Genomic DNA, 15073 nt, shown 5'->3' with positions numbered 1-15073 from the left:
GTTGAAATGGCAGTCGCAGAAGAGATGACAGCAATGGCCTTGCGGCTGCACCGGCAGGGACAGCCTGTGGCGCTGGCGACGGTTATGGCCACATGGGGATCTGCGCCTCGGCCCGTTGGCGCTCAGATGTTGATTTGCGCAGATGGCAGCTTTCACGGGTCTGTTTCAGGCGGCTGCGTTGAAGGCGCGGTGGTCTTGGAGGCGCTGGAGGCATTGGAGGCGGGGCAGTGTCGACGCCTGCGCTACGGGGTTGCGGATGCGGATGCTTTCGCGATCGGGCTGGCCTGTGGCGGTGAGATTGAACTGGTGGTCGAGCCCGTGGGGCAGGGTCAGGGTGTGGATACGGCCATGCTGGAGCGTCTTGTTGAAGCGCAATCTGCCCGACAGCCCATTGCAGTGAGGTTGGACTTGTCCAGCTGGCAGCGCGAATTGATTTTGGCGCAAACCGACCTTACCGTTTTTGAGTCAGGTGGCGGGCTTGCGGGGGATGTCTTCACCTATGTCCAAACCGTGCCCCTGCGCTTGGTGATCATTGGCGCGGTGCATATTGCGCAATATTTGGCCCCAATGGCGCAGATGGCGGGCTATCTCGTGACCATCATTGATCCACGCGACAGTTTCGCAAGCCCGGCCCGTTTTGATGGGCATGAGGTGATTGTCGACTGGCCAGAGGAGGCTTTGGCCAGACTGGTGCTCGATGGGCGCACAGCGTTTGTGACTCTGACGCATGATCCCAAAATGGACACGCCCGCGTTGCAACACGCGGTTGCAAGCGATGCATTCTATATCGGGGCATTGGGATCCACCCGGACCCATGCCAAGCGTCGCCAGTCCATGCTGGAGCTGGGGGTGAGCGCGGCGCAGTTTGCCCGAATTCAAGGGCCGGTGGGGCTCGACATCGGCAGCCGCACACCGGCAGAGATTGCCCTGTCCATTTTGGCGGCAATGACAGCAAAACTTAGAGGACGCGCCCATGGCTAAGCTGTTTTCAGATCGCAATCGCCCAGTGCATATGGGGCGCTTTCCTACGGAAATTTTGAAACGTAGCGCGCATATGCCCGATCTTGATGGGCTTGCCCCATCGCCGGATCTGTCCTTTCAGCGGCCCGCAGGCAGTGCCAGCTTGGTGCCCGCGATGGCGGAATTTCAAGCCATGATGGATGCGGTGCGCGATGGCCCGCAAAATCAAGCGCCCTCGGAAATTCCCGAGGACCTGCAAGAGCGCTCCCGTCACCTCAAATCCTTCGCTTATTTTAATGATATCTCCATGGTTGGCATAGCGCCTTTGGGCCAGATGGACAGGTTGGCAGCTGCGCGGCGCAATCCGCAAATTGATCGCCTGTCCCATGCTCTGCAAACCCGCCAAACCAAGACTTTGGCCGCTGGCATTGATATGATCATGGCGGATTTGAGAGAAAGCATGACGGCCAAGCCCCAGCCAATGGATCACCATACATATGCTTTGGTCTTTTTGGTGGCCTATCGGCGGGATCCGAGACGTGGGGAGATCGGCTGCGATTGGGTGCAAGACGCGCAGGCCGAACGCGCGGCCGTTCTGGGGACAGAAACCGCCACGGTTTTGGCCAATTATATTCGAATTTTGGGGTACAGTGCGCGGGCGCATTCGGCCACCACCTGTGATGTGGACTTGGCCCGCTTGGCGGTGAAGGCTGGCTTGGCGCAGGTGGCGGGTGATGAAATCACCCATCCTTGGTTGGGTCAAAGATTTGGTTTGGCTGCCGTCACCACCGATATGGCGCTGGCAACGGATTTGCCTTTGGCCGCTGATCAACCCCAATCCGCCCTTATGGGGCTGGATTGGACTTTGGGCCGCCATGGCGGCGCGAGCCGCCGCTCTCATGATCCCTATGCGCGGCGAGAATACGCCCAGGGTGCCCATCCGTTTGAAACCCTAAAGCGCGTTGAGACCCCCACGACCTATATTGATGAGCCGAATGTGGCACGGGTGCCCAAACGCACGGATATGTTCGCCCGCGCGCAATTTGGCGATATGGGACCGGCGCTGCAAAAGGGCGCCACGGCGGGTCACTACGCGCGCAAGGCTGCGCCCAGCTCTGCGCAACGCCGGTTGCTCGGTGCCTTTGTGCTTTTGCAGGACGGGGAGCCGGCCGCCCATGCGCAACAGATTGCGCCCGAGGTGGCAGCCGATAACATCAAAGGGGCCAGTTATTTTCTGGGCATTGATGCCACCGGCCTGTCGCGCTGCCCCGAATGGTCGTGGTATTCCCATGACGCCCGCGGCGCGCCCATCCTGCCGCCCCATGATCAGGCCATCAGCATGATTGTTGATCAAGGGTTTGAAACGATGGAAGGCGCTTCGGGTGACGATTGGATCTCCGTGGCGCAATCCATGCGGGCCTATCTGCGGTTTTCCCTTTTGGGCGGCATCATTGCGCAACATATCCGAAACTTGGGCTATATGGCGAAGGCGCATACGGTGTTGGATGGTGAGGTGTTGCAACCGCCCTTGCTTTTGCTCTCTGGTTTGGGGGAGGTCAGCCGTATCGGCGAGGTGATCCTTAACCCCTTTCTGGGTCCACGTTTGAAATCGGGTGTGGTGACCACGAGCCTGCCGCTGTCCCATGACAAGCCGATAGATTTTGGCCTGCAGCGCTTTTGCCAAAGCTGCAATAAATGCGCGCGTGAATGTCCCTCAGGGGCAATCACGGCTGGGCCAAAATTAATGTTCAACGGCTATGAAATTTGGAAATCTGACAGTCAAAAATGTGCCAGCTATCGCATCAGCACCCCGGGCGGCGCTATGTGTGGACGCTGCATGAAAACCTGCCCTTGGAACCTTGAGGGGTTGTTTGCCGAAGCGCCTTTCCGCTGGGCGGCAATGAACGTGCCACAGATGGCGCCAGTTTTGGCAAAAATGGATGATATGGCCGGTCATGGCGAGCTGAACCCGGTCAAAAAATGGTGGTGGGATTTGGAATTGACCGAGGAGGGGGGATATCGCCCCACAGCCCATCCGATCAATGCTCGATCTTTGCAAAAAGATTTGGATTTGAAGTACGAAGACCAGACTTTGGCGGTGTATCCCGCGCCCTTGGCACCCCATCCGTTCCCATATCCGGCCCTGATGGACCGCGAAGCTGGAATTGAGGCCTATCAAGCCATGATCACAGCAGAGGTCTATCAAGAAAAATCTGCCACAGGTGCGCGAGATCACTTGCATCTTTACCAAAACGATAACGAAGCGCCGGTCATTCAAATGTCTGTCGCTGAGGTGGAAGATTGGCCGGGTGCGGTTAAGAAATATAGGCTTGTGGCGATGGATGGCGCGGATTTGCCCCGATGGACGGCGGGGGCGCATTTGGACATTGTTGTCGCGCCCGAATTTTTGCGGCAATATTCCATGTGCGGCGATCCTGCCGATCGCAGCTGTTATGAAATCGCAGTGCTGCAGGAGCCCGAGGGGCGGGGTGGCTCGCAATTGATGCACCGAATTTTTGAGCCCGGCCGGCGTGTTTTTGTTTCCAAACCTATCAATCATTTTGAATTGGAACCTTCGGCCAAGCTGTCCTTACTCTTTGGCGGCGGTATCGGTGTGACGCCGATGCTGGCCTTTGCCCATGAGCTTCATCGCAAAGGGGGACGGTTTCGTCTGATGTATTCAGCCAGTCAAAAGCCAAAGGCTGCCTTTGATGGCGCATTTGACGGTTTGGCTTGGGCCGATCGGGTCAGCCGGCATTACTCCGATCAGGGCACGCGCCTTGATATTGCCAGAGAAGTGCCGACCTATGAAGCCGGGACGCATATTTATGTATGTGGGCCAGATGCTTATATGAGCGCCATTTTAAACCATGCCCGCTCTATTGGTTACCCGGATGCGGCGCTGCATGCTGAGTTCTTTACCGTGCCGGAGCTGCCGGAGTGGGAAAACCATCCCTTTGAGATTGAGCGGGCGAATGGGCAAAAAATTCCAGTCACTGCCACGCAATCGGCCAGTGATGCGCTGATCGCCGCAGGGATACCGGTGGATGTGAAATGTGCGGACGGGCTCTGCGGTGTGTGCAAATGCACGGTGCTATCCGGTGAGGTGGAGCACCGTGACTTTGTGCTCTCGGCGGCGCAGCGCGAAACCACTGTCATCCTGTGCCAAAGCCGAGCAGCCGAGGCGGGCGGGGTGCTGAAGCTGGATATTTGACCGAAATTTTTGCCTTAAATACTCCGCAAAACCTCCAGGCCAGAGATGTCGCGGCAGTCAGCCAGCAGGCAGATGCGTTTGAGCTCTGCCATGAGCCTTTCTATGCGCGCGGGACTGAATTTCACATCAGCTTCAGGCCAAAAACCTATAATTTCAATTGCATTTTTCTTTCTATTGGCCTTGATCTCTATGCGGGAAATAAGGGCGCTGCCTTCTAATATTGGAAAGACATAATACCCATATTGGCGTTGCGCAGCTCGAACGAAAACCTCGATGCGATAGGAAAAGCTAAAAATCTCTTCCGCGCGTGCACGATTGCGCAGCGCTGGATCGAACGGGCTGAGAATGCGCAGGCGGTTGGAGGTGGCCAAAGGCTCTTGTAGGCTGGGCCAGTCTTGCGTGAACACTACCCGGTCGCGCAGTTGGCCGTTGGCGGCTTCGGTCTTGATTTCGCGCAGTGCGCCCGATTTAAGCCCGCGCGTGATCCAGGCCCGGGCCTCGGCAACGGTCACAAAGTCATAAAAATCACTCACTTCTTTCGCAGTGGCAAATCCCAGGGCGCGCAGTGCCCCTTGGCAGGCCCAATCTCGACTTTCATCAAGCGAGGGATGGGCGTTGCGTATGTCTTGTGGAATGACATTTTCCGTCAAATCATAGAGCTTGCGAACCCCCTCGCGCCGGCTCACGGTGATGCGGCCCGTGCGCCACAGATATTCGAGGGCAGTTTTCGAGGGGTGCCAATCCCACCAACCACCGGTCCCGCGCTGTTCATTCGCGCCGACTTCCCCCGATCCTAAGGGTCCATGCCGGGCGATCTGTTCTAAGACTGTTTCGGTCTGCGCCAAAAAATCCCCACGGTGCCAGGCTTTCCATCGCTTTTGAACCTGCTCTGCGTCGCGGATGAATTTGTGGCGCCAATGGGGAAAGGCTGCAATCGGCAAGATCGAGGCATCATGAGTCCAAGCTTCAAACGCCTCTCGGCTATGATCTACCATCTTGCGCAATGCGGGCGGGCGATAGCTTTGTTGCCGCGACCAAAGAATCAAATCATGTGCCCGGGCAAGGGTGTTGATGCTGTCGACCTGCACAAAATTCAGCGCACGCAAGGTCTGATCCAGCCGCGTGCCGAGCGGTGGTTTTCGCAGCTGGTGACGGTCTAAGAAGTGCTGGCGGACCTGGGCGTTTGGAAGAATGTCAGAGCTTGTCATGCCCGTGATGTTGCAGATGTGCAATGCATCCGACAAGGGGCGCGTGATCGTCTTGCACCAAATGTACGGAGAATTGGTCCATAAATTCCGCAAATCTTCCTTTGGCGACAAAGGCGCGGTGAAATGCGCTGTCGTGATAATAGTCTGCTAAGACCTGCGCCATGCCGCCGACAAGGTAAATGCCACCAAAGGGCAAATGTGTCAGGGCGAGGTTGCCACAGACGCAGCCCAAAACCTCCAGCATGATATCAACCGATTTGCGCGCATGTGGATCGCTTTGCAAATTAGACATGATATGGTGGGAGCTGGGGAAGGGCTGGCGCGGATCAAGCCCGGCAAGAAAGCCGTAAATATGCCCAAGCCCGCGGCCGGAGAGCACTTCTTCGGCCGAGGCGAACCCGAAGCGTTCGGTTAGGAATTGATGCAGCTCATAGATCTTAGGGCTCGGCACGGGTAAATTGACATGACCTGTTTCACTTCCCGGCACGGTGAGTTTTGGCCCTTCGCCCAAGACCACCGCCGAATTGAACCCGGTGCCAATATTGACAACCATGCGGTTGCCACTCTGGGCTGTGCCTTTCAAAATGCTGTGAAAGGCGGTGCTGGGTAGATGCGACAAGGCCATGCCTTGGGCCTGCATATCGTTCAGGATGGCGCCAAATGTCGCGCCTGTGGCAGCGCAGAGCTCAGCACTGGTGACCGTCCAATCGAGATTGGTCAATTGACCCTCGTCAGTGCCGACAGGCCCGGCTACATCAATACAGACGGCGTCAGGCCGCGCCTCTGGGGCCTGCTCAGCAAGATATTTTTGCAAAATTTCGACAACGCCGGATTGGTCCGTGTTGCGGTAGCGGTGAATTGTTTGGGTTTGCAGCTTTCCATCATTGGCCAGAGCTACGCGGGTATTGGTGCCGCCCACGTCTGCGACCAAATAATGCTGTCCCATGTTCTTTTTCCAACTTCCATACCACTCAGGCAGCTGCATACTTTATTTCGCCCAATCCGTGCAAGGGCGTTAGGCCCGATAGTTGGTAAAGCGAGCCAAAATCAGGAGGAGCGGATTTTGCCCGCATAACAACTCAGCGCTTGCCTTTTTCGGCAATCGTAGAGATGCTTTTAGTTCTGTAATTAAAGGATCAGATCATGCCTGCACCCAAAAACAAATTGAAAGCCGCCCTCGCGCGCCGAGAGTTGCAAATTGGCATTTGGCTGGGCCTGTGCAATCCGGCGGTGGCGGAGATGGCTGGGGCGGCCGGCTATGATTGGTGTTTGATTGATGGGGAACATGGGCCGAATGACTTGCCTTTGATGGCGGCGCAACTGCGCGCATTGGAAGGGCGCGGGGCCAGTGCTGTGGTGCGTGTGCCGCAGGGCGAAGATTGGATTTTAAAACAGGTTTTGGATATAGGGGCGCAAAGCGTATTGGTGCCTATGGTGGAAACCGCAGAGCAAGCGCAGCAAGTGGTGGAGGCCTGTAAATATGCACCCGAGGGGCGGCGCGGGGTGGGCTATGCCCTGGCGCGGGCCAGTGGCTACAATGCCATTCCAGATTACGCCAAAACAGCCAATGATCAGATTTGCGTCATGGTGCAGGTCGAAACGCGCGCCGCTATGGCCAATATTGCGCAAATCGCCCAAGTGCCAGGCATTGACTGCATCTTTATAGGCCCGGCGGATTTAAGCGCGGATATGGGGCATTTGGGTGACTTGAACCACCCGGAGGTCTTGGAGGTTATCGCGCAGGGGATGAAGGATATCAAAGCGGCGGGGCTCTGCGCCGGCACGATTTGTTTCGATCCAGAAGATCAGCAGCGCTTTATCGCACAGGGCGGGTGTTTTCTTGGGGTTGCCGCTGATGTGGTGACGTTGCAATCGGCGCTGGCGCAAAATGTCGCCCAAGCGCGCCAGCTTTAAGGGGCGCTGCCCGGCCAAAGGCCGGGCAGGGATGTTGCAGCCTTAACCCCGACGGCGCTTGCGGCCACCGCGACCACCCGCATGACTGCCAGGAATTTTGTTGAAATTGATCCAAGCGGCCCCGCTTGGGTCGCAATCCATCAAGAAATTGGCGGCCCGGATGGCTTCCATTTCTTTGCCGGGTTTGCTCGACATGGATCCCATGCCAAAGAGGGTGACGAAAGTTTCATCATCTATACCCTCTGGCAAGATGATGCCCGCCGCGGCAATCTCGGCTTTCTTTTCGGCAATCTTGGTTTGATTGACCGGCAAGGCGACCGGATTCATGATGGCTGAGGTCATGCCCGCGGCCATGGCCATCGGCAGGAAGGCATTGTTGATGCCGTGACGATTGGGCAGGCCGAAGGAGATATTCGATGCTCCGCAGGTGGTGTTCACACCCAATTCCTCACGCAAACGCCGGACCAGAGTGAAGACTTGCAAGCCAGCAGATCCCATTGCGCCTACGGGCATCACCAGCGGATCAACAACGATGTCATGGGCCGGAATGCCAAAGTCAGCGGCGCGCTCAACGATTTTTTTTGCAACGGCAAAGCGTACGTCAGGGTCTTCGGAGATGCCGGTGTCATCATTGGAAATGGCGACCACAGGCACATTGTATTTTTTCACCAATGGCAGCACCATTTCCATCCGCTCTTCTTCTCCTGTAACCGAGTTGAGAAGTGGGCGGCCTTCGGCGGCGGCCAGGCCATTTTCCAAAGCGCCTGGCACCGAGCTGTCGATGCACAGGGGTGTGTCAACCACAGCTTGCACTCGTTCGATCAAGGCGCGCATCAAGGTTGGCTCGACAAAGTTATTATCCGCATAGCGTGGATCTTCGGCCATTTTGTTTGAGAAGACGGCACCGGAGTTGATGTCCAAGATCGTGGCACCGGCAGCCGTTTGGGCAATGGCATCGGCTTCCACACGAGAATAATCTCCCGCTTCCAGCTCTGCATTTAAGATCTTGCGGCCTGTTGGATTGATGCGCTCACCAATCACGCAGAAGGGCTCATCAAAGCCGATGATGGCTGTCTTGGTTTTTGACTCTACAACAGTGCGTGTCATATTTGGAAATCCTTAGGATTGAGAAGCTGGAGTGGCGGAGGTGCCGCCGTTTTCGATGGCCCAATTGGCATTGGTTTTAATCCCGCCAAGTGGGAAGAAATGGACATGTGAAATGCCAAAATCCGGATTTGCGACTTTATAGGCCGCAAGATCGCTCAAGAACTCATCGGGGGTGAAGGGCAAAAGCAATTTGGTCAAATCTTTGGCCCGCCGCTGCAGCACCCGCAGGGAGGCGCCGACACCACAGGCGATTGAAAATTTGATCAAGGTTTGCAGTTTTGCCGGGCCGGCCACGCCGATATGTATCGGCAGAGTGATGCCCCGTTCCGCCAGAGCATCGGCCCAGTCAATCACGGGGGCAGCCTCAAAACAAAACTGTGTCGCAATGGCCATATCTGCGTCGGATGTGTCGGAAAATGCCTGCTTCCAGCGCAGAGCCGAATCGACATTTGTCATGGATCCATCGGGATCAATGTCCTTATTGCCTTCAGGATGCCCGGCCACATGCAGGCGCTTGAAACCCGCTTCGCCAAACGCTCCGCTTTCGAGCAATTGCATGGAGCTTTCGTAATCTCCGTGGGGCTGCGTCACACCGCCCGCGAGAAGCAAGGCCTGTTCGACGCCAGCTTCGCCCTGGTACATGGCGATCCAATTGCGCAGCGTGGCTTCGTCTTTGATGATCCGCGCGGGGAAAATGCGGCATGACGGTAAAACCCTCGCATGCGATACGCTTCGCGGTGGCCACCATGTCTTCAATGGGCGTGCCTTCAATCTGCGCGATGTACACGCGCGTTGCGGCCGGGAGAAGCTCGCGGAAATCTTCAATTTTCTCCGCCGTGCGTGGCATTACCTCAATAGAGTAATCCTTCAAAAAGCTTTCTACTTGCGGGTTGATCTCAACACCTGCAGTGTCTTTCGATCCAAAATTGAGTAGGGCCATGGGCCGCTCCTTCTTTTCAACTGGCAACTTGGGGGACTAGGCCTGTATGGCCCAGCCATCATTGGCGATGAGCTGCTTGATTTTTTCTTGATCATATTCGGCGTCGAGGCGTGCGGCTTCTGCTTGCGCCATTTCGGCCTGATCGCCATCAACCACATAGGGCTCGGCCTTGCGCCATTCAGCGAGATAGGCATCAGTGTCTTCGGCACCGACCTTCATGGCGGCGCGGTCAATGGCCTGTTCAAAACGCTCTGGCAATTGCACTTTTGACGCTTTGCGCCCTTTGCCGACAATGACTTGGGCCGGGATATCACGCCAATACACCACAATTACATCTGCCATAATGATTCCTCACATCTGTGTCACGGATAACTAGGTGCAACTGATCTAAAAACAGGGTCGAATTTCGACAATTGAACCGGTAGGAGCGACTTTCCTGTCCTGCCAAAACCTCTGGACATTGAAAAGGCGTATTATTCGGAAAAATTGGCAATAACTTTATGAGCGATTGCAAGGTGCCATCGAAGAGCTTAGGTTGGGGGCAACTCGAAACTCGAAAGGCGTGTAAGTATGGCGCCACAGCGTCCTCGGTCTGCGGATGCGATTACCAATGCGGTTGAGCCAGCCGCAGGCCTCCAGGCCCAGATTCCTCAGCTCTATGCGGCTTTGGATCTCGGTACAAATTCGTGCCGCATGCTGATTGCGCAACCCGATGGTGCGCAATTCAAAATTGTGGACAGCTTTTCCAAATCCGTCCAGCTTGGGCACGGTTTGGAAGAAACTGGGCGACTAAGCCGCGTCTCCATGGATCGTACCTTGCAGGCTTTGCGGGTATGCAGCCAAAAATTGCGGCAATATCGCGTGAAAAAGATGCGTCTGGTGGCCACGGAGGCCTGTCGGCGCGCGGCCAATGGCCCCAAGCTCATGCAGCAAATCCGCAAGACAACGGGGCTGACTTTGGAAATTATCAAGGCGGAGGAGGAAGCGCAGCTGGCGGTTCTGTCCTGTGCGCCTTTGGTCACTCACGACACAGATCAGCTATTGGTCGTCGATATCGGCGGGGGATCTACCGAGTTGGTTTGGATCGATCTGGCGGATGTGCAACCCAATTCGCGCAGCCGCGCGATTATGCATATGCACCGTGGGTTTCGTTCGGGCGAGCGTCCGAATAAATACGGGGCCAAGGTGGTGGATTGGATTTCTGTGCCGCTCGGTGTTGCGACCCTGCGCGATTTATTCACCGACGTGGAAAATGACGCGGGCCGTTTTGCTTTGATGAGCCTCCTATTCGAAGAAAAGTTAGAAAAATTCATCCCCTATGACCGGGCTTATGAAATAGAGCATTTCCAAATCATCGGAACGAGCGGTACGGTGACAACCGTTGCGGCCAGCCACCTGGGATTGCGTCGCTATGATCGTAACAAAGTCGATGGGCTGGCAATGTCTTCGATCGAAATTGACAAGGTGATCCATGATTACCTGCGTTTGGGTCCGGTCGGGCGCCAAAATGATCCGCGCATTGGCAAGGATCGCCAGGCGCTTATCATGTCTGGAGCCGCAATTTTACAAGCATTGCTGCGCTGCTGGCCCACCCATAAACTGTCGGTGGCCGATAGAGGCCTGCGTGAGGGTTTACTCTATGCGCAAATGAGCGCAGATGGTGTTTTGCGTGAACAAAAGAGCTGAGGCGATATGGCGAAAAATCCAGGTAGTAACAGTGGTCGCGGCCAGCGGGATCTGCGCGTCAAAGTGAAAACGGCGCGGGGGCGGAAACTGTCCTCAACGCTTTGGCTGGAGCGGCAGCTGAATGACCCCTATGTCAAGCGGGCCCAGGCGGATGGGTATCGTGGGCGCGCGGCCTATAAAATACTAGAACTTGATGATAAGTTTCGGTTTTTGGTGCCTGGGGCGCGGGTTGTCGATCTAGGCTGCGCACCGGGCGGATGGTGTCAAGTGGCGGTTAAGCGTATCAATGCATTGGGCACGCGGCAGGGCAAAAAGGTCGGGACGATTTTGGGCGTGGATCTGCAAGAGGTGGAAAGCATTCCCGGCGCGGAAATTCACGTGTTGGATTTTATGGAGGATGATGCGGATGCCAAGGTGAAAGTCTGGCTCAATGGGCCCGCGGATGTCGTTATGTCGGATATGGCGGCGGCCTCCTCTGGTCACAAACAGACGGACCACCTGCGCATCATCGCATTATGCGAAGCGGCGGCCTATTTTGCCTTTGACGTGCTGACACCCGGTGGCACTTTCGTGGCCAAGGTCTTGGCCGGCGGCGCAGAAGGCGAGCTGCAAGCGTTGCTGAAACAAAAATTCACCAAAGTCATCAATATGAAACCACCGGCCTCACGTTCGAGTTCGTCAGAAAAATTCGTCGTGGCGACTGGATTTCGCGGTTAAATCCTCTTTACATCGCCCCAGCAGTCGCGGCACATTTTGAATTCGAAATATCCTTAACTGGCGGGAGTTTTCATGACCTATATTCTGGCTATTGATCAAGGCACCACTTCAAGCCGTGCTATTCTCTTCGATCAAGACATGCATCCGGTCCAGTCGTGCCAGCAAGAATTTCAACAATATTTCCCACAATCGGGATGGGTTGAACATGATGCAGAGGAGATTTGGGCCTCGGTGCAAGCGGTTGTTGGCGGTGTGATGGCGCAAGCGGGCTGCACAGCCAAAGAGATCGCCGCCATCGGCATCACCAATCAGCGCGAAACGACCTTGATCTGGGATCGCAAAACCGGCGCGCCTATTCATAAGGCGATTGTTTGGCAGGATCGGCGCACGTCTGCGTTTTGTGATCGTCTGCGTGCGGAAGGGCATGAGACGGAGATCACGCAAAAGACCGGCCTTTTGCTGGATCCCTATTTTTCTGCCACTAAGCTGCATTGGCTGCTGAGCAATGTGGAGGGGGCGGCCGCGCGTGCGGCGCGGGGTGAATTGCTCTTTGGGACCATGGACAGCTATTTGATTTGGAAGCTGACCGAAGGCCGCGCCCATGTCACCGATGCGACCAATGCGGCCCGAACCATGCTCTACGACATTCGCCGCGGTTGCTGGGATGCGCAGATCTGCGCGCTGTTGCAGGTGCCGCAGGCGATGCTGCCTGAGGTGCGTGACTGTGCTTCAGAGTTCGGGACCACTGATATGTTTGGCGCAGATATACCTATTTTGGGCGTGGCAGGCGACCAACAAGCCGCGACCATTGGACAGGCATGCTTCGCGCCGGGGATGTTGAAATCGACATTTGGCACGGGCTGTTTTGCGCTGCTCAACACCGGTGACACTCTTGTGGCATCGAAGAACCGGTTGCTTGGCACGATCGCTTATCAATTTGACGGCAAGCCAACCTATGCGTTGGAAGGTTCGATTTTTATCGCAGGCGCGGTGGTGCAATGGCTACGCGACGGGCTGGGGCTTATTTCTGAAGCGCATGAAACCGCAGACATGGCCGCGGCCGCTGATCCCAATCAATCGTTGTACTTGGTGCCGGCGTTCACCGGGCTCGGCGCGCCCTATTGGAATGCTGAGAGTCGCGGCGCGATTTTTGGATTAACCCGCAATTCCGGTCCCAAGGAGTTTGCGAAAGCGGCGCTGCAAAGCGTAGGCTATCAGACCCGTGATCTGCTGGTGGCAATGCAGGATGACATGGGCACGCCTGGAGAGGCTGTTTTGCGCGTGGATGGGGGCATGACGGCGTCCGATTGGACGATGCAGTTTCTTGCCGATATTATCGGCGCGCCGGTGGATCGACCCAATGTTTTGGAAACCACGGCTCTGGGAGCGGCATGGCTGGCCGGATCACGCGCCGGCGTTTATCCTGACCAACAGGGGTTCGCGGACAGCTGGGCCCGCGATTGTCGCTTTGAGCCACATATGACCAGCCAGGATCGCGAGAGACTATATGCAGGATGGCAAGATGCTGTGCGCCGAACCTTGGTCTAAATGCTGCAGGGGCAATCTATCCCTGAAGCGGATGTTATCAGGCCACCGATGACAAAGAGGCCGATAAAGCGCGCGGCGCCTTGGTGGATGAGGCGGCTTTGCTGGCCGCTTTAGAGAGCGGCCAGCTTTTGGCTGCGGGTTTGGATTGTTTTCAAGTTGAGCCGGGTGGAAACCCTGACTTCAGTCGCTTTGATAACATTTTCACGCTTCCTCATATTGGCAGCGCAACGCGCCAGACCCGCGATGCAATGGGCTTTCGCGCTTTGGACAATTTGGATGCTTTTTTCGCCGGTAACACGCCCGGCGATCGGCTTTAACTGATATGGAAAAGACAATGACAAAAATTACATTCTTGGGCTTGGGTGTCATGGGCTACCCTATGGCGGGGCATTTGGCGGGCGCGGGGCATGAGGTCACTGTATATAACCGCACTGCTGCAAAGGCCTCCGCTTGGACGTCGGAGCATGGCGGCGCAACTGGCGCAACCCCGGCGGCCGCCGCTCAGGGTGCGGAAATGGTCATGGCTTGCGTGGGCAATGATGATGATTTGCGGTCTGTATGTTTGGGACCAGATGGCGCGTTCGCGACCATGGCAGAAGGCAGCATTTTCGTAGACCATACCACAGTATCTGCCGCGGTCACCCGCGAGCTCTATGAGGCAGCGCGTGTCAAAGGCATCGCATTTGTTGATGCGCCTGTTTCTGGTGGCCAGGCGGGCGCTGAAAATGGTCAACTGTCGATCATGTGCGGTGGCGATCAGGCCGATTTTGATCGGGCGGAGCCGGTGATGGCCGTATATTCAAAGCTTTGCCGCCGGATCGGCGAGAGTGGCGCGGGGCAAATGACCAAGATGTGCAACCAGATCGCTATTGCCGGTTTGGTTCAAGGCCTGTCGGAAGCGTTACATTTTGCCGCCAAAGCTGGTCTGGATGGCGCCTCGGTGGTGGAAGTCATTAGCCAAGGCGCCGCTGGCAGCTGGCAAATGTCCAACCGCTATGAGACGATGTTGGACGATCATTTTGAGCACGGCTTTGCTGTCGATTGGATGCGCAAGGATCTGGGAATATGCTTGGCGACGGCCGATGAGAATGGCGCGAGTCTGCCCGTGACGGCTTTGGTCGATCAATTCTATAAAGACGTGCAGAAAATGGGCGGCGGTCGTTGGGACACATCGTCATTGTTCAAACGCTTGCAAGCGTTGTAACCACGCGGCGCTCAAGGGCGGTATCGCCCGCCCTTGAAATTCTATGTGCTAATGGACGCCAACAGCCGCGCTCTGTTTTTCGGCCAGCAGCGCTTGCATTGCCCATCCACCGAGGGCGATTGAGGCGAGCGCAATGATCGCTGCGATACTGAGGCTTGCGATTCCCGCCAGACCTGCTCCGACCGTACAGCCACCTGCCAAAACGCCGCCCACCCCCATGAGTGTCGCGCCCAAGAAATAACGGCCGGTTTGTTTGGGTGTCTCGAAAGATTGCCAGTTAAATTCTTTTTTGCCGAGGGCGGAGGCTGCAGCCCCGAGCACGACGCCAAGGATCAATCCAACCCCAAATCCGGCTGGAATGGCAGAGGAGGCCACGGTCCAAAAGAGCAAATCTGCCGCCGGAGCCGTGAATGACAAAGATTGCATGACAATGGGATCAAACTCATCTTGCAATATAAAGCCTGTGCCAAGCCATCCGGCGGGGACCAGGAGGCCTAGAAAACCGGCCCAGATCGCTTTGCTCCAAGATACGCCGGAGCGGGCGGCGAAGGCAAAGCAGATCACCGCTAGAAGAA

At 56.3% G+C, this 15073-nt stretch carries 12 protein-coding genes and 2 pseudogenes; 8 read left to right on the top strand and 6 right to left on the bottom strand.

From position 1 onward, the window contains the following. The first annotated feature begins 6 nt into the window (after nt 1-6). A complete protein-coding gene (locus ABLW18_RS10760) occupies nt 7-981 on the top strand; it encodes an XdhC family protein (protein WP_347824809.1) in 975 nt (324 codons plus the stop codon). Further along, the gene (locus ABLW18_RS10755) at nt 974-4174 is read left to right on the top strand and encodes a reductive dehalogenase domain-containing protein (RefSeq protein WP_347824808.1); all 3201 of its coding nucleotides are present in this window, start codon (nt 974-976) and stop codon (nt 4172-4174) included. The genes ABLW18_RS10760 and ABLW18_RS10755 overlap by 8 nt, the downstream gene beginning before the upstream one ends. Nucleotides 4175-4188: 14 nt before the next feature. On the opposite strand, the gene ABLW18_RS10750 is transcribed toward ABLW18_RS10755, so the two are convergent. Together ABLW18_RS10750 and ABLW18_RS10745 are read right to left on the bottom strand one after the other, a co-directional pair. After that, the gene (locus ABLW18_RS10750; protein ID WP_347824807.1) at nt 4189-5382 is read right to left on the bottom strand and encodes a crosslink repair DNA glycosylase YcaQ family protein; all 1194 of its coding nucleotides are present in this window, start codon (nt 5380-5382) and stop codon (nt 4189-4191) included. Next, on the bottom strand, nt 5369-6328 hold the full coding sequence (locus tag ABLW18_RS10745; RefSeq protein ID WP_347824806.1) for a glucokinase: 960 nt from the start codon (nt 6326-6328) through the stop codon (nt 5369-5371). The genes ABLW18_RS10750 and ABLW18_RS10745 overlap by 14 nt, the downstream gene beginning before the upstream one ends. Before the next feature lie 197 nt (nt 6329-6525). On the opposite strand from ABLW18_RS10745, the gene ABLW18_RS10740 reads away from it, so the two are divergent. Further along, complete coding sequence (locus ABLW18_RS10740) at nt 6526-7296, top strand: HpcH/HpaI aldolase/citrate lyase family protein (protein ID WP_271539353.1); 771 nt, start codon at nt 6526-6528, stop codon at nt 7294-7296. A gap of 42 nt (nt 7297-7338) precedes the next feature. Here the strand turns inward: ABLW18_RS10740 and ABLW18_RS10735 are convergent, their stop codons facing one another. The 3 genes and pseudogenes from ABLW18_RS10735 to ABLW18_RS10725 all read right to left on the bottom strand — a co-directional run bounded on the left by ABLW18_RS10735 (nt 7339) and on the right by ABLW18_RS10725 (nt 9685). Next, nucleotides 7339-8403 carry a methyltetrahydrofolate cobalamin methyltransferase gene (locus ABLW18_RS10735; RefSeq protein WP_347824805.1) on the bottom strand — a complete coding sequence of 355 codons (1065 nt, stop codon included), beginning with the start codon at nt 8401-8403 and terminating at the stop codon, nt 7339-7341. Nucleotides 8404-8415: 12 nt separating this feature from the next. Further along, nucleotides 8416-9343 (bottom strand): annotated as a pseudogene (locus ABLW18_RS10730) (methylenetetrahydrofolate reductase). A 36-nt stretch (nt 9344-9379) separates the two neighbouring features. Next, on the bottom strand, nt 9380-9685 hold the full coding sequence (locus tag ABLW18_RS10725; protein WP_347824804.1) for a virulence factor: 306 nt from the start codon (nt 9683-9685) through the stop codon (nt 9380-9382). Between the two features lie 228 nt (nt 9686-9913). Here ABLW18_RS10725 and ABLW18_RS10720 point away from each other — a divergent pair, with 228 nt between their 5' ends. The 5 genes and pseudogenes from ABLW18_RS10720 to ABLW18_RS10700 all read left to right on the top strand — a co-directional run bounded on the left by ABLW18_RS10720 (nt 9914) and on the right by ABLW18_RS10700 (nt 14498). Then, nucleotides 9914-11029 (top strand): Ppx/GppA phosphatase family protein, encoded by a 1116-nt coding sequence (locus tag ABLW18_RS10720; protein ID WP_347824803.1) that lies wholly within the window; start codon nt 9914-9916, stop codon nt 11027-11029. Between the two features lie 6 nt (nt 11030-11035). Beyond that, the gene (locus ABLW18_RS10715) at nt 11036-11746 is read left to right on the top strand and encodes an RlmE family RNA methyltransferase (protein ID WP_347824802.1); all 711 of its coding nucleotides are present in this window, start codon (nt 11036-11038) and stop codon (nt 11744-11746) included. 72 nt (nt 11747-11818) lie between these two features. Next, a complete protein-coding gene (gene glpK / locus ABLW18_RS10710; RefSeq protein WP_347824801.1) occupies nt 11819-13294 on the top strand; it encodes a glycerol kinase GlpK in 1476 nt (491 codons plus the stop codon). Between the two features lie 62 nt (nt 13295-13356). Further along, nucleotides 13357-13611: pseudogene (locus tag ABLW18_RS10705) on the top strand (NAD(P)-dependent oxidoreductase); the annotation flags it as partial. Between the two features lie 17 nt (nt 13612-13628). Beyond that, the gene (locus ABLW18_RS10700; protein ID WP_347824800.1) at nt 13629-14498 is read left to right on the top strand and encodes an NAD(P)-dependent oxidoreductase; all 870 of its coding nucleotides are present in this window, start codon (nt 13629-13631) and stop codon (nt 14496-14498) included. Between the two features lie 48 nt (nt 14499-14546). Here ABLW18_RS10700 and ABLW18_RS10695 read toward each other — a convergent pair. Then, nucleotides 14547-15073, bottom strand: a 527-nt coding sequence (locus ABLW18_RS10695; RefSeq protein WP_347824799.1) for a YeeE/YedE thiosulfate transporter family protein, incomplete at its 5' end; no start/stop codon positions are given.

Source organism: uncultured Planktomarina sp. (assembly GCA_943788425.1).
Taxonomy (GTDB): domain Bacteria; phylum Pseudomonadota; class Alphaproteobacteria; order Rhodobacterales; family Rhodobacteraceae; genus Planktomarina.
Note: the sequence above shows the minus strand (reverse complement) of the source record. Positions and strands in the feature narration are given on the sequence as shown.